Annotated in this window: 13 protein-coding genes; 11 read left to right on the top strand and 2 right to left on the bottom strand. The window is 42.9% G+C overall.

What is annotated here, in order from left to right; genetic code table 11:
• Positions 1 to 258 precede the first annotated feature (258 nt).
• From ACFGVR_RS20050 to ACFGVR_RS20035, 4 genes are read left to right on the top strand one after another with little or no spacing between them, the layout of a single operon-like run.
• Positions 259 to 729, top strand: a complete 471-nt coding sequence (locus ACFGVR_RS20050; protein WP_448699269.1) for a hypothetical protein — start codon at positions 259 to 261, stop codon at positions 727 to 729.
• An 18-nt stretch (positions 730 to 747) separates the two neighbouring features.
• Positions 748 to 1,761 carry a hypothetical protein gene (locus ACFGVR_RS20045; protein WP_448699268.1) on the top strand — a complete coding sequence of 338 codons (1,014 nt, stop codon included), beginning with the start codon at positions 748 to 750 and terminating at the stop codon, positions 1,759 to 1,761.
• Between the two features lie 38 nt (positions 1,762 to 1,799).
• Entirely contained in the window at positions 1,800 to 2,444 is a 645-nt protein-coding gene (locus tag ACFGVR_RS20040; protein WP_448699267.1) for a hypothetical protein, read from the top strand.
• A gap of 30 nt (positions 2,445 to 2,474) precedes the next feature.
• Complete coding sequence (locus ACFGVR_RS20035) at positions 2,475 to 2,897, top strand: phosphate-starvation-inducible PsiE family protein (RefSeq protein WP_448699266.1); 423 nt, start codon at positions 2,475 to 2,477, stop codon at positions 2,895 to 2,897.
• 29 nt (positions 2,898 to 2,926) lie between these two features.
• Here the strand turns inward: ACFGVR_RS20035 and ACFGVR_RS20030 are convergent, their stop codons facing one another.
• A complete protein-coding gene (locus ACFGVR_RS20030) occupies positions 2,927 to 4,540 on the bottom strand; it encodes an ATP-binding protein (protein WP_448699265.1) in 1,614 nt (537 codons plus the stop codon).
• A 637-nt stretch (positions 4,541 to 5,177) separates the two neighbouring features.
• Between ACFGVR_RS20030 and ACFGVR_RS20025 the strand changes: the two genes are divergently transcribed.
• The 7 genes from ACFGVR_RS20025 to pbpC all read left to right on the top strand — a co-directional run bounded on the left by ACFGVR_RS20025 (position 5,178) and on the right by pbpC (position 18,709).
• Positions 5,178 to 6,371 (top strand): helix-turn-helix domain-containing protein, encoded by a 1,194-nt coding sequence (locus ACFGVR_RS20025; protein WP_448699264.1) that lies wholly within the window; start codon positions 5,178 to 5,180, stop codon positions 6,369 to 6,371.
• Positions 6,372 to 6,494: 123 nt separating this feature from the next.
• Positions 6,495 to 7,253 carry a DUF3575 domain-containing protein gene (locus tag ACFGVR_RS20020; protein ID WP_448699262.1) on the top strand — a complete coding sequence of 253 codons (759 nt, stop codon included), beginning with the start codon at positions 6,495 to 6,497 and terminating at the stop codon, positions 7,251 to 7,253.
• A 589-nt stretch (positions 7,254 to 7,842) separates the two neighbouring features.
• On the top strand, positions 7,843 to 8,274 hold the full coding sequence (locus ACFGVR_RS20015; RefSeq protein WP_448699260.1) for a hypothetical protein: 432 nt from the start codon (positions 7,843 to 7,845) through the stop codon (positions 8,272 to 8,274).
• Positions 8,275 to 8,278: 4 nt separating this feature from the next.
• Positions 8,279 to 8,698, top strand: coding sequence for a hypothetical protein (locus ACFGVR_RS20010; RefSeq protein ID WP_448699259.1), 420 nt, complete (start codon positions 8,279 to 8,281; stop codon positions 8,696 to 8,698).
• A gap of 496 nt (positions 8,699 to 9,194) precedes the next feature.
• Positions 9,195 to 10,241 carry a DUF481 domain-containing protein gene (locus ACFGVR_RS20005; protein WP_448699258.1) on the top strand — a complete coding sequence of 349 codons (1,047 nt, stop codon included), beginning with the start codon at positions 9,195 to 9,197 and terminating at the stop codon, positions 10,239 to 10,241.
• A 117-nt stretch (positions 10,242 to 10,358) separates the two neighbouring features.
• Positions 10,359 to 15,965, top strand: coding sequence for an alpha-2-macroglobulin family protein (locus ACFGVR_RS20000; protein ID WP_448699256.1), 5,607 nt, complete (start codon positions 10,359 to 10,361; stop codon positions 15,963 to 15,965).
• Positions 15,966 to 16,321: 356 nt separating this feature from the next.
• The gene (pbpC, locus tag ACFGVR_RS19995) at positions 16,322 to 18,709 is read left to right on the top strand and encodes a penicillin-binding protein 1C (protein WP_448699255.1); all 2,388 of its coding nucleotides are present in this window, start codon (positions 16,322 to 16,324) and stop codon (positions 18,707 to 18,709) included.
• A gap of 14 nt (positions 18,710 to 18,723) precedes the next feature.
• On the opposite strand, the gene ACFGVR_RS19990 is transcribed toward pbpC, so the two are convergent.
• Positions 18,724 to 20,775, bottom strand: coding sequence for a glycoside hydrolase family 18 protein (locus ACFGVR_RS19990; RefSeq protein WP_448699254.1), 2,052 nt, complete (start codon positions 20,773 to 20,775; stop codon positions 18,724 to 18,726).
• Positions 20,776 to 20,808 lie beyond the last annotated feature (33 nt).

The following is a 20,808-nucleotide window of genomic DNA, read 5'->3' as shown; positions in this document are numbered from 1 at the left end:
CCGGAAGCAAGTAAAATGAGATGCTTTGCTATTAGAGACTGTTAATTAGGAGCATACATAACGTACGGGTAGCTTATACACCGTATTTTTTTAAATAAATACCGGCCGCGATTAATTTTTAAATGCGGTTGCATCTTTTGAAGTGCAACACCTTAGGATGTCTGATATAACTTATTCCACTTATGTATTACCTTATTTTGTATCGGATAACAATTTAACAAGCCCATATCAATTACATTAACCATTAAACCCAAAGCTATGAAACGGACGACATTAGTAATCATTGCAATGCTGCTTACAGCAAGCGTTTATGCGCAGATCAGTAAGGAAGACCTGGCCATTTATCAAAGCGTTAAACAAAAAGAAAAGACCGAACAGATCAAAAAGCATTTAATACTCACAAAAACGCAGGCCAAGGCATTTTGGCCATTATATGACGCCTTTGAAGCAAAAGAGCTTGAGTTAAGTAATAAACGTGCCTATATAATTAATGATTATCTGAAAAAATTTGACAAGTTGAGCGGCAAGGACGCCACAGACCTGTTTAACAGGCAGATCATCAACGACAGGGATTTTATCGATCTGCAAAAAGCGAGCTATCAAAGATTTTATGAGGCAATAGGTGGAGTAAACACGCTCAAATTTTTTCAGCTCGAAAATTATATGCTACAGGTAATAAGGTTGCATATCCTGGATGAACTTCCTTTTATTGGCGAGAAAAGGCAATAATAGAAAAACATAAATACGATGTTGAAGAAACTGATCATATTGGGTATTGGTTGTTGTATGCTGCCTGTGGTATTATTGGCGCAGGATGCGGATACGACGATCAGGGCGAAGTATATTGATAGTATTAAAAATTCAACTTACCCTTATATATTTCCGGCCTGGGCGAAAAAAATTGTTAAAAGAGGCATTGATCTGCCCTTACCGGCCGGGGTGATGGTTAACTATTTTAAAGGTTCGCAACAAATGCTCATCAGCGATCTGCAGGTTGGGTTTAATAATAACCCTTTGGTGCCACTTGACTTTATTAAGTTTGGTGAAGTTAAGGCCAATCTGCAAACGCTAAATAGCCGTGTTGATGTTTGGGTACTGCCCTTTGTTGGCGTGTATGGTATATTTGGGATAACAAGTGCCGAAACACATGTTAGCGTTGTTGAGCCCTTTAGCTTTTCAACAACAGCGAATTTTAAGGGGACAACAGCGGGGGTAGGCATAACCGTTGCCGGGGCCTATCGTGGAATTTTGGCGATAGGAGATTATAACAACATGTGGACATCGTTAGATAATATCAAAGGGGCAGTGTATTCGCAGCAATTGAGTATCAGGCTGGGCCACCCGTTTCATTTTAAAAAACGGCCGGACAGGGTTATATCCGTTTGGGCAGGAACCAGCGCAATATTTGTTAGCCGCACAACCGAAGGTACCATACCACTTAGCGGCCTGAGCTCGGACGCCTCGCAAGACGCGCTCCAAAAAATAAAAGACGAAACCGCAGCCTGGTACCAAACACTTACCCCGCCCCAAAAAGTTGTGGTTAAACAAATTGCCGAAGCGTTATTAGCCAAATTGAACGGTATAGATATTAAAAATTCTTCTGTATCCTATTCGCTTATTAAGCAGGCTACGCACGACTGGAATATGATCGTCGGCGGGCAATTTCAACTAAACCACCGCTGGCAGTTCAGAACGGAGACAGGCTTTTTTGGAGGCAGGTCGTCATTACTGTTATCAGGTAATTACAGGTTCGGGTTTTAGCTGTTTCAGGCCTGATGCGATCACTTAAACCACGTATTATGAAAAGATCAAGCCATATCAATTTCATACTGTTGGCGTTGGTGATCGCGTCGTGCGGTTCTACAACTTCTATCATAATCTCCTATAAAGCACCCGGTGTAACACAGGTGTCGTACAAAAAGGTATTTATAGCGGCTCTTACCGAAAATACAGCTACTAAACAAACCGTTGAAAACAACCTTTGGACCTTTTTGGGTGATAGGGGCGTTGTTTCGGTAATGAGCACCCAGGTTTTTTCGCCTGATTTTCACTCGAGCGGCAGTGACAGCGATAAGGAAGTAGTATTGGGGAAAATTCGCGATACAGGTTGCGATGGCATATTTACAGTAGCACTGGTTAGTAAACAAGCGGTAACCAGCTATGCGCCCGGAAGCACACCGTCTGGTGCGGGTATGGGATATTCTGCATCATTTGGAGCCTATTATTCATTTGGGAACACTAGTTTTTACTCGCCGGGGTATTATACCGATGACAAGGTGTATTACGTGGAAACAAATTTGTACGATGTAAAAACAGAAAAATTAGTTTGGTCGGCGCAATCCAAAACATATGACCCGCCTTCTTTAAACAGTTTTTTGAAAAGCTATGAAAAGACAATTGCCCGGCAGGTTGTTAAAGATGAGTTAATGGCGCCTGTTAAATAATAAGAAAGATATTTAAGATAACGAATAATTATGGAAAACCTGGCTGAACGATTTGAGCGATATGTTTCGTGTGTGATGATTGTAGTGGCCATGCTGTTTGTTAGTTATCAGATACTGGACCTTGTATATCACTTTGCCCTCAAATTAGTAAACAGCATTCAATACGGAACATTTGAGATGGAAGAAAAAGGCAAGCCCGTTGCAAGCCTGTTTTTTAGTATATTGTTATTGCTCGAAATTATACAAACCATCCGGGTATTTGCCCAAAGCCATACCGTAAAGCTGAAGATCATCCTGATAGTAGGGTTGATTGCCGTAACGCGTAAAATATTAATGGATGATGTACATGGTGCAGCCCCCATGGACCAATTGGCAACTGCGGCGTTGATCATTTCGTTATCGATCGGGTATTATCTGGTCAACACATCTGAAAAAATCAATAAAGAAGATTGATAGCATTTACAGGTCATTGTGCAGTGCACTTATAACTGCATTAAGGGCCCTGGCGAAAGCTGCAGCGTAAATGAAAATACGGATCCTTTTCCTAATTCACTGTCAAGGTTAATATCACGGCCGTGTAACCGTATAATTTCCCTCGCTATATTTAAGCCCAGCCCTGTGCCGGCAATATGTGTTTCGTTGAGATTGACTATTCTATGAAACTTTTGGAATAGTTTATCCTGATCTGCTTTGGCAATACCTTTGCCAAAATCTTCAACTGAGATGACCGCGGTGTTGTTTTTAACGTTTTTATCATAACGGACGATAACCTTATTCGCACCCGGTGAGTACTTAACAGCATTGGTAATTAAGTTGGTTAATACCTGGCCTATGCGAAATTTATCTGCATATACAAAAAGAGGTGCATCGCCATGCTTTTCAATATTGTGACTGGCCGTTTCAATGTCCAGTTCATCCAGGGTTTGCTCCAAAAGTTTAATAAAATCAAATGTTTCGGGGTTAATAACCATCTTGCCGCTATTGATCCGGGATATATCAAGCAGGTTTTCGACCAGGGTGGATAATTTATCATTTTGCTTTTGTATCCTATCGGCATACATAATCAAATTTGCATTTTTTGTATTCCGTTCGGCCTCCCGCCTGATGATCTGGGAGTAGGATTTGATGATCGATATCGGAGTTTTAATTTCATGGCTCGCAATATTGATAAATTCATCCTTGTTGCGCATTAATTCGATATTGGCCCTCAGGTTTGTTTCTTCGTTTTTAGCTCTTTCATTAATATCCAGCATGGAGCCAATGATCTTGGCCGGTCGCTCAAGGTCGTCCCTAATAATAACCGATCTTACCAAAACCCGCACAGGTGTATCATCTGCTTTTTTAAAAATGTACTCTCCGTTTAAATTAAATGACTGCATGGCATTTTGTACCTGATCATGCGACTCGGCCGCGAATCTGTTGCACCAAAAGTTAAGATCCCGGTGCGTATCATTTTGAGGGAAATAGCCAAATATAGTGCTAAAGCTATGGTTCCAGTCTATCCTGTCGTGATAGAAATCCCATTCCCAGATACCTTCCTGGCTTACTTTTAAAAGCCATTGCCTGCTTTCCATCTCTCTAAGATTGGTTAAGCGCTCTTCAATAGCATCCATAACAGCCGATGCTACTATTTTTAGAGTGATGAGCTGTTCTTTTCTGAATTTATGCGTTTTGTGATCGAGCAAACTTAAACAGCCAATGGGGTAACCATCGCGGGTTACAATGGGGGTACCTACATAATACTTGTACGTTGGCTGTATACTTAAAGAGGCGGATGGTTGTTGATTAATATTTGTTTGATGGGTGATATGCGTGTCGCCTATCTCGACAGTTTCCGCACATGTGTTTCCGAACCGACTAACAGTTTTTGCGCGGCCTATACCCGTACTTGCTTTATAGTGTACGGTATCTTTATCAACAAAGGCGATGATGGCGGCAGGGATCCTGAATATTAAGGTTGCCATTTGAACATAATGATCAAATACCTCCTCGGGTACGGTATTGGCTATTCTATATCGGTTAAGGGCTTTAATGCGATTTTCCTCATAACCTGGTATCATATCCGGCTTAAATGCGACGGTTTGTGTCCTGTTCATAAATAAAAGTGTTGCGATAAGGTGCTGTTTTAAATTTCTCTTAAATATAAAACCGATCGCGATGATATTTATGCAGTGAATACATAATGCAGGTATCACATTACAATATGATACATAAATAAGGGTATTTAAAAAAACAAAACGATGTATTTGAAAACGACTAATGTTTAGCAGTTGAGGCATTTAAATCAGCTGACACAGCTATCCGTTTAGGAGCGCATTTTAAGGCATTATAATAATAATATTTAAGGTACTTATAATAAGCAATTTACTAAAACTGATTTAATTATTACATTATGATATGTGACATAACTTAACTCATTAGCTTACTATTAACAGAAATTATAGCTGTTGTAGTTAAATGTTTTTGCTTCTTTTTAAAAATGAACTATTGTTTTTTGTTAATAAATAAAAACGAAAAAATAAGTTGCTGTAATTAAAAAATATTCGTAACTTGTATTGTATATCACAAAACAGCGTAAAATGCCCCTCTCCAAGCATATTTTCTGAGCGCTGTGTGTTGCATATTTTAAAATTTGAAAATATGCAACATAGTTTTGCCATAAATCAGAAACCCCTAATTATTTGTGACCGTATCACAGACCTAATCTTGCATCATATTTAAATCCCGTGCCTTATGGAATCGAAATTTTTACCGTTCTTTTTCTTTTCAACCGGTTTTGCCGGCTTAGGAGTATCGATCGTTTTGATCTCCTCAAAGAAAATTCTGCAAAACGTATACTTTAGTCTATGCGTTTTCAGCTTATCGTTATGTGCCATTTATAATTTTTGCTATCTGGAAGGTTTATTGCCGCAGTTGCCCTTCCTGTTTATAATGGCTAAATCTTTTATTTTTTTGATAGCCCCGGCAGGGTACTTATATATCAGAAACGTATTTAAGCCCCACAACTTGTTTAAAAAAACCGACTGGATCCACTTTGTGCCGTTTATTATGGTTACGTTACTACTAACCAATATGAGCCTTCGTAACCCGCAGGCCATCCAAAGTGCATTAACAGATAGCTCGGTAAATTGGTTTGTGGCACCTTCGCATGCAGGATGGTATTATTTTCTTTCGATTGCCAGATCTCTTTTATGGTTGTTCTATACTTTTTTGCAAAGCTTTTACATTATCAGTTTTGAGCGAAAAAAGAATTCAAGGTCAACCCACCTTAATTACCGGTTACTGAGTTGGGTAAAAATTTTAAATATGACCCTGATCATCCTGTTCAGTATGTTATTGATCCAACGATTAGTAAATATTACATTCATTAGTCTCGACTTTGTTAATGATACAACGATCTCACTTATTTTATTACTTACACTGTTGTTCTTAACATTCAATCCGCATATATTGTATAACCTGGAGCCATTAGGACTTAACCTGTCTGAAATAACACAATCTGGCGAGCATCTGGAAAATATGGGGTTTGAAAAGTCGGTTGTGATAAAGCCGCTCTTCAACTCAAAAAAGAAGGACGAATACCTGCTGATATTAGATGAGGTACTTACCCAGAGCAGGCCTTATTTAAGTAAAGGTATTACCGTAAAATACTTATCCGATCAAACCGGTATACCTGCTCACCACTTATCCAGTTTAATAAGCAGTGAATTTAACCTGCATTTTCAAGACTTTATAAATTTGCGCAGAATTGAATACCTGAAAAATAATATCGACTGTATAGCCTGGAAACAACTAACGCTCGAGGGCATTTGCTGGGAAATAGGTTTTACCTCACGAACAACGTTTTTCAGGGCGTTTATTAAGTTTACCGGCCTTTCGCCTTCTGAATATTTCAACAGCCTGAAAAAGAACAGTCACAGCGCCTAATGCACCGCTTAACCCTGAATTAAGTTCTACATTTAAAAATGGAACTTCATTTTACCTCAAAGCTGGGGATAAAATGGAAATAGTGTATTGCTTTGTGTTGTTACAATAGCAAACCATTAAGAGATGAAAAACTACAGGGTGTTTTATTTGGTGTTATTGATGGGTATAGTTATACCTTGTACGTTACGGGCTCAAAATACTGATACGCTTTCAGGCAAAAAAAAGGAGATGAAAAACATTATACGGTATAACCTTTCGGGGCCGCTGATATTTGGTCATAGCTATGTGGTATTTGGTTACGAAAGAACCGTTGGAACACACCAGTCGTTTTCTGTGAACATCGGTGCTTTCGGGCTGCCGGCATTTACCGGCTCAGACAGTTTAGCTGTGGGTGCAAACAGAAAAAATGAGGGTTTTCATGTGTCGGGCGACTATCGTTTTTATTTATCCGGCGAAAACCGTTATCCCGCTCCGCATGGCGTATATATAGGCCCGTATTACTCTTATAACCATTTATCGCGCGAGAATACATGGATGTTTAATTCCCCAACCTTTACAGGCAATGTCGATGTTGCGTTTGATGTAAATATTCATACCGCGGGATTGGAACTTGGTTACCAGTTTGTTTTATTTAAACGTATGACACTCGACTTTGTAGCAGTAGGGCCGGGAGTTGCCTATTATTCTTTTAAAAATAATCTTACCTCCAACCTTTCGCCGGAAAAGCATGATGAATTACTGGCGGCCATTGCAGATAAATTAAAAGAAAAGCTGCCTATGTTAAGTAGTTATTTTAATAATGAGGAGTATAAAAAGAATGCCGGTATTAAGGCCTGGAGCATTGGGTACCGGTACATTGTACAGATTGGATTCAGGTTTTAAACCTATTTATTGCTGACACAACCAACGATTATTATAGACCAGTCATCTGCCCTGGATGAAGTTTTAGTTTGCAGTTTATTAGCTTATTTAAGTAATGATCAAAAGGGCATTTTACATCAAGTTTATTAACAAAATAAAGCATCTCTTTTCAATTCTGTATCTGGTATTGCCAATCAAAAAGAAGATCAGAAAGCCGGAGATGAAGGTTATTTTTAAAAAAAATCAAAAACGCACCAGACAAAAAACCTGATATCAAAGTTTAATTCCCCCCAATACCAGGTATTGTTTCAGTTTCAAATATGCACCCCATATGCCATGATAAACCGGGTTGCATTGGTGTAAAAGTATGTTACTTTGATAAAAAGCATGCGATAAAAATCAATATAAAATGCGGAATATATACCGATATATAACAGCGTCAATTATCAATGGGGTATTTTTTTTAATTCCTGTTACCCTGGTTGTTATCCTATTCGGTAAGATATTTTCTCTTTTAAAAAAGATATTCATCGAAAACCAGCTTCGCATTGGGAGTAACTCATTTTGGTATGGGGTTGTTAATAACCTTGTTGTTATTTTTTCGATCCTATTGATCTGTTTTTTAATCGGCCTGACCTCAAAACTAAAGTGGAGCAAACAACTGATCGCGTGGATAGAATATAATCTGCTTAGTTACCTGCCCGGTTACCACTATATTAAATCAAATGCCGAAGATCTGTTTAATATCCCGGCGCATAGTTTTAGCAGCGTGCTCATTTTCAGGAACGGCGAAAATTTACAGCTTGGTTTTAAAGTAGAATCGATAACCAATGATCAGCTTATTGTATTTATACCCCTGGTGCCAAAACCCATGTCGGGAGCCATGTACATTGTTAATAAATCAAATGTTATAGAGATCGATCTGAGCATTCGCGAGGCGTTTGCCCTATTACGCAGTATGGGACAAGGCGCTACAACCAAATTAGAAAAATACATAAGCAGCCATCAAATTGATGAGTTGTTTAAACCAACTAAAAAGTAATATTATGAAAGTTCTGATCGGTTATTTAACACTTGTACTTGCCGTTAGTCAGCTTGCAAAGGCCCAACAGGTTAATTATGTACAAGCAGGGCCACCACCCAGCTGGCGGGTGATAGGTAAAGCGGATGCTAATTTAAAAGCCGATCATGACGGTATTATTGTACAGGGGCCCTATAATAACTTTCATCATGTTAAATTGAAAGTTACCAGTGCGACCATCAAACTGATAAAAATGGTGATAACTTATGACAATGGCGCGCCAGACAATATTGAAACGCTAAATAAGATACCTCAGGGAGGAGAAAGCCAGGTAATTGACCTGAGAAGGGTGGGTGGACGAAAAATAAAAAAGATAGATTTTTGGTACGATACCGGAGGAACGGCCAAAGGAAAGGCGAATGTTATTGTTTTGGGCATGACGTAACACCCATAACTGACATAAAATTTAACACCGGCGTTTGAGGTTTCAAATTTCAATATGCTACTTTAAAGCATAGCCGTTGTTTTGACAACAAAAAAAGTCTCCGAAACTTTGTTGCAGCAAAGCCTGGAGAGGCTAAGCGTTTTTTTCATGGTTAGTGTAGGCCGGGCGGCGGGTTTCTGAAGCCTGGCCTTTGTTTGTGCCGCAGTGCAATAAGCCGTTTTTAAAAATGATGCATATTCCAAACTGCAACTCCATAGCGGCTAAAAACCTTTGCGCAAGCAATTTAGTGTAACAATTTTGTATGGTGACATATAAATGCAGCGCAAGTCAAATTAAAGTTAGCTATCATGAAGAGATCTACACCTGTCAGGATATTGAGCCTCGCTCCAAAATCATCCAGTTATAAGGTTACCAATGTGTAACAAGGCCCTGCATATCCGGGGCCTTGTTGATTTATACCGTTTGGAGAAAGATTTAATGTGTTAATCACTGTGAGATGACGGGCAAAACCATTATTACAAGCTGTATCTGTTTTTTATCATTTATCCTGATAACAGGGAAGGGTTTTGCGCAAGTAAAAAAGGACACTCTTTTTTTTACTAATAATGAAATACTTATCGGCGAGTTAAAGGGAATGTCGCAGGGGCTCATTACTTTTAAATCGGATGCGGTTGGTACATTGAGTGTTAAGGCTTATCGCATCAACTCCGTACATACCACCATGTCTACGCTGCGTATTGAAACCGTAGATAAAGAATGGTTATTTGGTACACTTGTGCCGGCTAACCATAGAGACTCCATTTATGTAGTTGATGGTTTACGTCGGGTAAAACTTGCACTTACCGATATCAGCTCGGTTTTGCCATTTAAAAAGGGTTTTTTTGATCAGTTGAATGGTAAGCTTTCTGCCGGGTTTAGTTTTTCTCATTCGTCTTCCATAGGGCAATTTAATGTTAACGCCAATATTGTGCATACCACCCGCTGGCTTACATCCGAACTTACCGTAAGCGAACTGGGCAGTATTGATTCGGCAGGCTTTTCGCGCGACCAGGAAGGTGTTCAGCTGAGTTCATATCACTTTATTAAAAGCTCAAGCTGGTTTTCGGTTGCATCAGTAAGCTATCAGCGCAACAAAGAGTTATCTCTCGACCATCGTTTCCAGGGTATGGGAGGGTTTGGAAATAAATTTGTGTCCGAACAATACATCGAGTTGATGGCGCTTTCGGGCATATCGGCTAACCAGGAAAAAAGTATTGCAGGTGTAACCTCGAACTTACTTGCAGAAATACCTGTGGTACTAAAAATAGACTATTTTAAATTTAAGCATCCCAATATGCAGATCGGCATGACGAATGCCGCTTATGTGAGCTTGTCGCAATGGGGCCGTATCAGGTACGATGGCAACATTACTTTTGCGTGGGAGTTATTGCCCGATTTTGATTTCACCAACAATTTGTATGGCAATTTTGATAGCAGGCCAACTGATGTTGGATCGGGCAAGATTGACTATGGTATAGTGATGGGAATAACCTATAAATTTTGATGCTTAAGCCTTTGATCAAAGCCATTAAAATCCAGTGGAAAAGGCAGAAATAAATATTTTTTGGAAAAGTATTTTATCATGAAATTTTTATATTTTTCGTTATAAAATTTCCCACACATGTCATCATTTAAAAGCTTCTTTTCAAGCAAAGGAAGCGTTTTCCTCACCTCAGCCTGTCTTGTATTATTTGTATTGGTAGCTTATTCGCTGCAACACCTGGGTACCAAAAATACGGTCGACCGGACGTTTAGCAAGTACATCGAATCGTACACCTCGGGTATTATTTCAAAAGAGAGTAGTATCCGTATTAAACTGACCGACGCGGCGCGGGGGGCGCATGTGCAGAACGAGGCTTTGCCCGATGGTATTTTTGACTTTACACCGGCCATTAAAGGCAAGGCTTATTGGGTTGATGCGCATACCATTGAGTTTAAACCGGAGAAACACCTGGACCCGGATAAAAGCTATAGCGCTACTTTTAAATTGGGCAAGGTGATCACCGTAAGTGAGCATTACCAAAATTTTCAGTTTGGTTTTCAAACCATCGCGCCTGATTTTAGCATTACGTTTGTCGGTTTGCAAACATCAACGCGCACCTCTACCGATAAAATGAAGCTGGAAGGCACCGTACAAACTGCCGATGCCGAAAAAAATGAGCTGATAGAAAAGCTCATCAGCGTAAGCTACCCATCTGAGGTGCATATCAGCTGGCAGCATAACCCGTATAATCATACACACAATTTTACGGTTGATAAAATAAGCCGCGCAGCAGATCAAATAACGCCGTTAAATGTGAGCTGGAACGGCAGCCCGTTAAATGTCACCAAAACGGGGTCGCAGCAATTTGAGATACCCGCTATAGGCGATTTCAGGGTGCTGGATATTAAAGCTGTGCAAGACCAGGAACAGTACGTACTGGTACAATTTTCGGATGCGATAATGGTGGGGCAGGAGCTAAACGGGCTGATCGGGATCAGTAATACTACCGAACCATCGTACACCATTGACGGCAGTACGGTAAAGGTTTATGCCACCGAACGCCTGGACGGTGATTATACAGTTTCTGTTAACCCGGGTATCGAGAACATATCGCACCAAAAAATTAAGAAAACTTATACCGCCAATGTGTTTTTTGAGAATAAGCTGCCTGCGGTAACCATCCCCGGCAAGGGCGTTATTTTACCAAGCTCGGGTAAGTTGCTGATGCCTTTTGAAGCGGTTAACCTCAACGCTGTGGATGTAAGCATTATTAAGATATACGAGGATAATGTGCCCCAATACTTTCAGAACAATGATATTAACGGCGATAATGAGCTGAGGAGGGTAGGTAAACCCATCGTACAAAAAACCATCAGGCTGGATGGCGATAAAGCGGTAAACCTGAACAGAAAGAATCGCTTTATGCTGGATATCGATAAACTTTTCCGTACCGAGCCGGGGGCTATTTACCGGGTGATCATCGGTTTCAGGAAAGAGTATTCGTTGTATAGCTGTAAAGATGGCGGGCCGGTGAAAGTTAAAGGCGATGATGAAGAGTATTATTACGATGGAGAAGGGAACAGCAGTGGTGGTAACATCAGCGACGAGGACGACGATTTTTGGTCGAAATACGATAGTTATTACCCAAGCGGCTATCGTTGGGAGGATAAGGCTAATCCTTGTACCGATTCGTACTACGCTAAGGATAAATGGGCCACACGCAACATTATTGCATCAAACATTGGGTTAGTAGCCAAACGTGGTACCGATAACAGTATGGTGGTTATTGCTACCGACATATTAACGGCGCAGCCCCTCAGTGGCATTGAGCTGGATATGCAGGACTACCAGAAACAGATCATCACCAAGGCCACAACAGATAGTTACGGACTGGCTAAGTTTGATATTAAACGCAAACCATACCTGCTGGTGGCCAAACGCGGCAGCGAGCGTGGTTATTTAAAACTGGATGATGGCAGCGCCTTACCGCTTACCCGTTTTGATATTGGCGGCGAAGAGGTGCAGAAAGGCGTTAAAGGATTTATTTATGGCGAACGCGGCGTATGGCGGCCGGGTGATAGTATTTTTGTTTCGTTTATTTTAGAAGATAAGGCTAAAAAATTACCTGCCGATCTGCCGGTTGAGTTTAATTTTTATAACCCGATGGGGCAACTGTATGCCCGCATTGCGCAAAGCAAATCGGTTGACGGGTTTTATAGTTTCCATACCGCTACGCAGGTAACTGATGTTACCGGTAACTGGACGGCCAAAATTAAAGTAGGCGGGGCAACCTTTACCAAAAACATCAAGATTGAAACCATTATGCCTAACCGGTTAAAACTTAATCTTGATTTTAACGGGCAAACCGAGCTAACCGAAGGTAAAAACACCGAAGGCAAGCTTAGCGCCAAATGGTTGTTTGGCGGCACGGCGCAAAATCTGAAGGCTAAGGTTGATGCCTACCTGTCATCACAAAAAACAGAATTTAAAAATTTTGAGGGCTATGATTTTGACGACCCCACCAAAACGTTTAACACCCAGGTAAAAACGGTTTTTGATGGACACTTGGATGCCGATGGCAATGTAGCTGTTAATGCCGATGTTGAGGCCGATAAAGAGGTGCCGGGACAGCTAAAGGCTAATTTTATGGTTAAAGTATTTGAACCCGGCGGCAACTTTAGCGTTAATCAAACCAGTTTGCCGTATAATGTTTTCCCTGCGTATGTGGGCATTAAGGCGCCAAAGGGTAATGCCCTTTCGGGGATGCTGGTTACCGGGCAGGATCATGTTTTTGATATAGCCGATGTGGATACCAGGGGCAACCTTGTAAACGGCACACGCACCATTGAGGTTGAACTATACAAAATAAAGTGGCACTGGTGGTGGGATAATAGTGGTAACGGGGTAAGTAACTTTACACAGAATGAATATAATAAGTTTGTTAAAAGCGAAACCATTACCCTGGTAAACGGCCGCGGCAAATGGAAAATGCGGATAAACCAACCCGAATGGGGGCGTTACCTGATCAAAGTTAAGGATGATGTGAGCGGGCATAGCACCGGTAAAGAAATTTATATCGACTGGCCAAACTGGGCACAGCGCCTGCAGCAGGATAACCCGAGCGAAGCATCGATGTTATCATTTACAGCGGATAAAAAGAACTACCGGGTTGGTGAGGATGCCGTATTGACCATCCCGACACCGGCTAACGGCAGGGCGCTTATCAGCTTTGAAAACGGAACCAAAGTTTTAAAAACCGACTGGATAAACACGCAGAAAGGCGAAACCCAATATAAGTTTAAGGTTGATGAAACCATGGCGCCAAACGTTTTTGTAAACGTAACGCTGTTGCAGCCGCATTCGCAAACGCTAAATGACCTGCCTATACGGATGTATGGGGCGATACCGCTGCTGGTAGATAACCCCGCAACGATATTGAAACCTGTAATTACCATGCCGGATAAGATTCGGCCCGAAACCCGATCGGCCATTACAGTATCAGAAGCATCCGGAAAGGAAATGACCTATACCGTAGCCATTGTGGATGAAGGATTGCTGGATATTACCAACTTTAAAACGCCCGACCCGCACCAGGCATTTTATGCACGCGAGGCTTTGGGTATTAAAACCTGGGATCTGTTTGACTATGTGATAGGCGCTTACGGCGGCGACCTGGAAAGGATATTAAGTATTGGCGGTGATGCCGGCGGCCGTAACCTGAACAAAAACATTACCGTTAACCGCTTTAAACCGGTGGTTAAATTTATGGGGCCGTTCCATTTAAACGCAGGCGAAAAACGAACGCATCCGTTTACGCTGCCGCAATATATCGGCTCGGTTAAGGCAATGGTTATTGCAGGGCACGACGGCAGCTATGGCTTTGCCGATAAGGCCGTAGCGGTTAAAAAACCGCTGATGATACTGGCTACGCTGCCACGCGTTTTAGGGCCCACAGAGAAGATACAATTACCGGTTACCGTATTTGCTACCGAAAATAATATTAAAACGGTGAGCGTGGATATACAATCGAACGCGTTTAGTAACCTTGGTGGGAATAATCACCAAACGGTAACGTTTACCAAACCGGGCGACCAACTGGTGACCTTTGCGCTCGACGTGAAGAATTTTATAGGCATTGGCAAGGTGCATGTCATCGCGAGAAGCGGAAACGAAACCGCTGCGTATGATGTGGAGTTAACCGTGCGTAATCCTAACCCCGGTGTAACCCAGATATTGGAAAAAGAATTGAACCCGGGCGAAACCTGGGCTACGCCTTACACTGCCGTGGGCATGCCGGGAACCAATAAAACAACAATGGAGGCATCAAATATTCCGCCGCTAAATTTGGCTAAGCGGTTAAGTTATTTGATAGAATACCCGCACGGATGTGTGGAGCAAACTACATCGTCGGTATTCCCACAATTGTTTTTAGCACAGTTAACAGATCTGTCGCCAGCGCAAAAAGCCTTTACCGAGCATAATATCAAAGCGGGTATTAATAAATTAACCAGTTTTCAATTGCCGGGTGGTGGCTTAAGCTACTGGCCTGATGGCGGTGAGGCCAACGATTGGGGCACTAACTATGCCGGGCACTTTATGCTGGCTGCGCAGGCAGCGGGATATGCCATGCCGGTTGGCTTTATGGAACACTGGAAAAGCTATCAAAAGCAAAAAGCATTAACCTGGGCGCCGGATAGCCGGAGCTTTTATGGGGCCGACCTTGACCAGGCTTACCGCCTGTACCTGCTTGCTTTGGCGCATGTACCTGAGCTTGGCGCGATGAACAGGCTGAAAGAGTTTCCGTACCTGAGCGTTGAGGCTAAATGGCGCCTGGCCGCCGCTTATAAGTTAGCCGGTCAGCCCGAAGTTGGCTTTAACATGGTTGCCAATTTACCGCTAACTGTTAAACCATATATCAGTATGTGGGGCACTTTTGGTTCGGACCTGCGCGACCAGGCCATGATACTGGAAACCTTAACCTTACTGGGCAAAAAAGCGCAGGCGGCAGGTTTATTGCGTACCGTTGCCGCACGCTTATCGCAGGGCGATGATTGGTACAGTACCCAAACCACGGCCTACAGTTTAGTTGCCATAGCCGAGTATTGCGGTAAAAATGCATCGGGTAATAAACTGCAGTTTAACTACCAGGTTAACAGTTTACATGGCAATATCAGTTCGCCATCCTACATCTGGCAATTGCCGGTAAGCAGTGCCACAGGTAAGGCTGTATTTAAAAATGCGGGTAGTAATAAGCTGTATGTACGAGTGATACAATACGGACAACCGGTTACCGGCGAGGATGTTAAGCCGATCAATAACCCTGATGTATTGCAGATGCGCATAGCGTACTTTACATTGAAAGGCATCCCGGTTAACCCGGCGCAATTAAAACAGGGAACGGACTTTGTGGCACAGGTAAATATCAGGAACCCGGGTAAACGGGGCCGTTACGATAATATGGCGCTTACGCAGATATTCCCATCAGGGTGGGAGATACTGAACACCCGGATGATGGATAGCGGGGATGATGCGTTTAAATCGGCACCGTCTGACTATCGGGACATCCGTGATGACCGGGTGAATACTTATTTCAGTTTGGCAGAAGGTAAGGAGGCAACCTATTATGTGACGCTCAACGCATCATACATGGGTAAATATTACTTACCGGCCACGTATTGCGATGCGATGTATAATGCGAGCATTAGTGCGCTGGCCAAAGGGCAGTGGGTTGAGGTGGTGAAATAGCCCCCCCCCCAGCCCCCTAAAGGGGGAGTTTGGATGTGCAAATTATTTGATAAATTGGACTTTTTTGCGTAAATTGTAAGGTTCTGTATATGGTCGGTGATAACACCGACCATATGCTAATGAATTGAAAAAACAATGTTTAAATACCGACAAATACCCACCCTCATTAGTCGAGCGTCATTGCGAGGGACGAAGCAATCCCCAATAAGCAGAGCCGCTCTGTAAGTCGGGGATTGCTTCGCTAACGCTCGCAATGACGCTGTGAGAATTTGTGTAAATACCGACAAATACCCACCCATCGAAAAGATTTGACAACTTTTTAAAAGTTGTCAAATCTAAAATACCCATAAATACCAATGTCTCTTACCCCGGTAAAGCAATATCTTAAAAAGCCTCAAAACATCGCTACTGCTGCCATCACGCTTGCATTTGCGCTGTTGTTTTGGTTCTGTTTGCCGGGGCGGTTGTTCCGGTCGCCAACCTCGTTTGTGATAGATGATAACCGGGGGCAGTTGTTGGGTGCTTCTATTGCGTCGGACGGGCAGTGGCGTTTTCCGTATAATCCTAAAGTGCCTGCCAAGTTTAAGGCCTGTATTATCGCTTTTGAGGATAAACGTTTTGAACAGCACCCTGGTTTTGATCTGGTAGCTTTTAGTCGTGCCCTTAAGCAGGATATCCGGGCCAGGCGCGTGGTAAGCGGCGGCAGTACTTTAACCATGCAGGTTATTCGGTTGTCTACCCGTAAAAACCGTACATTGTGGCAAAAGGCAGTGGAAATATTTAAGGCCCTGCGGCTGGAGGTCACTTATTCAAAAGCCCAAATACTGGCCTTATATAGCAGTAACGCACCTTTTGGTAGCAATGTGGTTGGGCTTGACGCGGCATCATGGCGATATTTCGGGCGTGAGCCGGAAAAGCTATCCTGGGGCGAGATGGCCGCGCTGGCGGTATTGCCAAATTCGCCCTCGCTGGTGCATCCCGGCAAAAACCGGCTTATCCTGTTAAAGAAACGTAACCTTTTGCTGGACAGACTAAGGCAGCAACATACCATTGATGCTACCACCTGTGCGCTGGCTAAACTGGAGCCAGTTCCCGAAAAACCGATGCCCTTGCCTTCGGTAGCGCCGCATTTACTGCAGCGGTTTAAAAATGACCACTTAGCTCAAAAACAAAACGGCGGGCGGATCACCACATCGATCAATACGGTGCTGCAGCAAAACGTTGCCGATATTTTGGAGCGGCACCACCAGGTTTTAAAGGCAAATGATATTCGTAACGAAGCGGCCATTGTACTTGATGTGGAAACCGGGCAAACGCTGGCTTATGTAGGCAACATCAACCACCCCGAAAACCGGGATATGGAAAGCGATGTGGATGTAATTGGCGCGCCCCGCAGCCCGGGCAGCACGCTTAAACCTTTACTTTATGCGGCTTCGCTGCACGATGGATTGATATTGCCCAACAGCTTACTGCCCGATATCCCGACACAGATAGCGGGCTATCACCCTGAGAATTTCGATTTAGGTTACGATGGTGCTGTACCGGCATCTAAAGCGTTGGCGCGATCACTTAATATACCTGCGGTACGCATGTTGCAGCGTTATAAATACGAACGCTTTCACGCACTTTTACAAAAAACGGGCATGACCACCTTAAAACAACCTGCCGATTTTTACGGTTTATCGCTGATACTGGGCGGCAGCGAAAACACGCTTTGGGAGTTGAGCGGTGCTTACGCAGATATGGCCCGGGTGCTCAATCATTACCGTAAATACCACGGCATGTACGATGCTGAGGATTACCACAACCCGGTGTACTCGGCATCGGATAAACCAAAGCCTGTATTGGAAAAAAGCGGGTTGCTGGATGCCGGGTCGATATATTATACCTTACAGGCCATGGAAGAGGTAATGCGCCCGGGCGACGAAATGCTTTGGCAGCAATTTAGCTCAACGCAGCGTATTGCCTGGAAAACCGGCACGAGCTTTGGCTTTCGCGATGGCTGGGCCATTGGCATAACACCGCGTTATGTGGTTGGTGTTTGGGTTGGCAATACCAACGGGGAGGGTAGGCCGGGATTGATCGGGATCAATACCGCAGCACCGGTTTTGTTTGAGATATTCAGGCAGTTGCCGGTTGCGCGCGATTGGTTTGCCATGCCGATGGGCGAAATGGCTCCAATTGCTGTTTGCCGGGAAAGTGGTTATCGCGCAGGCGAAAATTGTGTGAATATCGATACGGCATACTTCCCGAAAGCGGGACTGAAAGCGCCCGTATGCCCGTTTCATCAATTGGTGCATCTGGATGCGAGCCGTAAGTGGCAGGTTACCTCGGCATGCGAAAGCCCGCTAAACATGGTGCATCAAAGCTGGTTTGTGCTGCCGCCTTCGATGGAGTTTTACTATAAAAGTAAAAATTATCAGTATCAATCGCTGCCGCCATTTCGTGCGGATTGCTCGGCGGGTTTGCAGCGGCCCATGGAAATGATCTATCCGAAAGACGGTGCAAAGATCTATGTGCCGCTTGAGGCCGACGGGAGCCGCGGGCGCGTAGTTTGCAATGCAGCACACAGGCAGCCGGGTATTAAACTGTTTTGGTACCTTGATGACGAATATATGGGCACCACCAAAGATTACCACCAGTTAGCCTTAAACCCATCAGCCGGAAGGCACACCCTGATATTGGTTGATGGCAACAGTAACCGTTTACAAACCAGGTTTGAGGTTTTGGATAAGGGTAAATAGTTTGGTATGGCTTCTTAGGGCTTATCAGTACTGGTACTAAACTGGTATGCCCAGCGTAACAACACGCCTACGCCTATACCGGCTGTCAGTATCACATACAGCACAATGAAAGAGATATTGATACAGTGGCCTACATTCTTTTTGCCGTCACTCGGGCCAAAGTAAGGGTTTTGGTCCCAAAAGAACAGCCACATCAGGAAGAAGATGGTCCAGACCGCAAAGACCCCAACAAGGCCGTAAATCATTTTTCTGCGCCATATCCAGGCTTCGCCGTTCTTTTTAACCTGGTAAAATAATACACCGGCGCCAGCTAAAAGCACTACGATCAGTACAATATTGATCAATGCCAGGGCGTTGCTGTAGTCTGGTTCAATATGCTGCCCGCAGGGATTGGTGACCAGCAGTCTCCCAAATTCGAGTAACGACGCAATAAAAGTATGCTTAATAATAATGGTATCAACAACAGCTGTGTCTATCTTTAAAAACTTGGTTGCCAGTACTTTTTGTAACTCGCCATAACCGTTATCTTCGCCGAGCGATTTAAAGGCTATGCCTCCAAGTGCATTGGTCAATGCATAATCATACTTTTCGCCAAGTGTTTTTTCGTCATCATACCAAATATCAAGATAGGTGGGCTTGTAATCGGCCTCAATATGTGCCGACGATTCATCCTTACCATAAATCACCGTAGCATCGGGATATTCGGTGCGTATATCGGTATAAGTAATATAACGTAAAAATGATTCCGGTTTGTTTTTCCATACCACGCCGCTATAACTTACGCCTAAAATAAACTTTGAGGATAATATGCCCTGGTCGAGATACAGCGCGAAACAGGTTTCAACACTATGGTTGCTGCCATTATCCAAAGGAGCCAGCGGGCCGGGAGTTTTGGTTACCTTGCTAAAGTCGATGATAAAGTTATTGGTATACTTATCAAGCGCTACCAGGTCGTAAGCTACACCTTTATCATCAGCAGGCAATGTAATACTTAGCGTAGATGATCGGGGCGTAGCCTCATAAACCGAGGCTATAAACCTTACAAAATACTCTTTCTCCTGCGCATCCAACCCGTTAAAATTGATATTGATGCCATTGGCACCCATTTGCTGCATCAGCTTTACCGACCGTTTTATCAGGTCGTTTTTTGCGGTATTATTTTTTAAAAACTTTGAAGTGCTGGCTGCACTGTTGTTATATAATGATAATACAACTTTGCAACCTGCTTTCTTTGCACTGTCAACCGCAGATACATTATTACCTAATTCGTTTTTATCGATATCGTCGATTTGGTTTACCGAGTAAACAAGGGTAGTTAGCAGTTTGTAGTTAAAGTTTTTGATATTGTTTTTAGAAATATCGGCATAAAAACCAAGCACCTGCGCTTTGTGCCCGAGGGTTAGTTTTTTTACGTAGGCAGTATCTTTGTTTTTTGAGGTATCGGTTATCAAAATACTGCCCTTGCTATACAACTGCCTTATCACATTCAATTTGGCTTGTTGTGCCTTTACATCGTCGGCATTACCAGGTTTGCCGCCATTAGCAGCAGTATTGGCGCTTTTTCCGTTTGCCGGTGTATCTACAGCTGGTTTTGCCGGAGTAACCGGTTTAATGGCGGCAATGCTATCTGCTTTTTGCTGTTTGCGTTTAATACTGTCGAGCAGTTTGTTGAGCTGGGTTTGGGTTACAACGCCATTAAGATGCTTTTGCAAAATAAGCATCGAATCGGTCAGGCTCTTTAATTGCTTTGCAGCTATAGCCGATTGCTGAGTAGCCGCCAGCGAATCCTTAACGATATAGCTATGGATGATCTTGGTTACCCTGACCTTTTCGTTCTGGGTGAATTTGAAAGGTTGAATAAGTGCCTTTAAGGGTTTTGCTATTTTACTTAAGAAACTGGTTTTAGCTTTTGATTTTTGTGTATCAACTATTTTTTTGACGGTATCCTTCACCTGGAAATCAGATACCGGATAGCTTGCCTTGAACGGAATGCTACGATTTATGACCAGGCTTTGGAGAGATATTACTACGCAAAACGAAATAAGAAATAATAAAGGTTTGAACATGATTTAAGGTTGCGTATAAAATTTATGATAAAG

This window comes from Mucilaginibacter aureus (assembly GCF_053514885.1).
Note: the sequence above shows the minus strand (reverse complement) of the source record. Positions and strands in the feature narration are given on the sequence as shown.

Bases quoted from the DNA above. Each gene is read 5' to 3' on its own strand.
- ACFGVR_RS20040 (WP_448699267.1), top strand. From the start codon at position 1,800: ATGAAAAGATCAAGCCATATCAATTTCATACTGTTGGCGTTGGTGATC.
- ACFGVR_RS20035 (WP_448699266.1), top strand. From the start codon at position 2,475: ATGGAAAACCTGGCTGAACGATTTGAGCGATATGTTTCGTGTGTGATG.
- ACFGVR_RS20045 (WP_448699268.1), top strand. From the start codon at position 748: ATGTTGAAGAAACTGATCATATTGGGTATTGGTTGTTGTATGCTGCCT.
- pbpC (WP_448699255.1), top strand. From the start codon at position 16,322: ATGTCTCTTACCCCGGTAAAGCAATATCTTAAAAAGCCTCAAAACATC.
- ACFGVR_RS20010 (WP_448699259.1), top strand. From the start codon at position 8,279: ATGAAAGTTCTGATCGGTTATTTAACACTTGTACTTGCCGTTAGTCAG.
- ACFGVR_RS20025 (WP_448699264.1), top strand. From the start codon at position 5,178: ATGGAATCGAAATTTTTACCGTTCTTTTTCTTTTCAACCGGTTTTGCC.
- ACFGVR_RS20000 (WP_448699256.1), top strand. From the start codon at position 10,359: ATGTCATCATTTAAAAGCTTCTTTTCAAGCAAAGGAAGCGTTTTCCTC.
- ACFGVR_RS20005 (WP_448699258.1), top strand. From the start codon at position 9,195: ATGACGGGCAAAACCATTATTACAAGCTGTATCTGTTTTTTATCATTT.
- ACFGVR_RS20050 (WP_448699269.1), top strand. From the start codon at position 259: ATGAAACGGACGACATTAGTAATCATTGCAATGCTGCTTACAGCAAGC.
- ACFGVR_RS20020 (WP_448699262.1), top strand. From the start codon at position 6,495: ATGAAAAACTACAGGGTGTTTTATTTGGTGTTATTGATGGGTATAGTT.
- ACFGVR_RS20030 (WP_448699265.1), bottom strand. From the start codon at position 4,540: ATGAACAGGACACAAACCGTCGCATTTAAGCCGGATATGATACCAGGT.
- ACFGVR_RS19990 (WP_448699254.1), bottom strand. From the start codon at position 20,775: ATGTTCAAACCTTTATTATTTCTTATTTCGTTTTGCGTAGTAATATCT.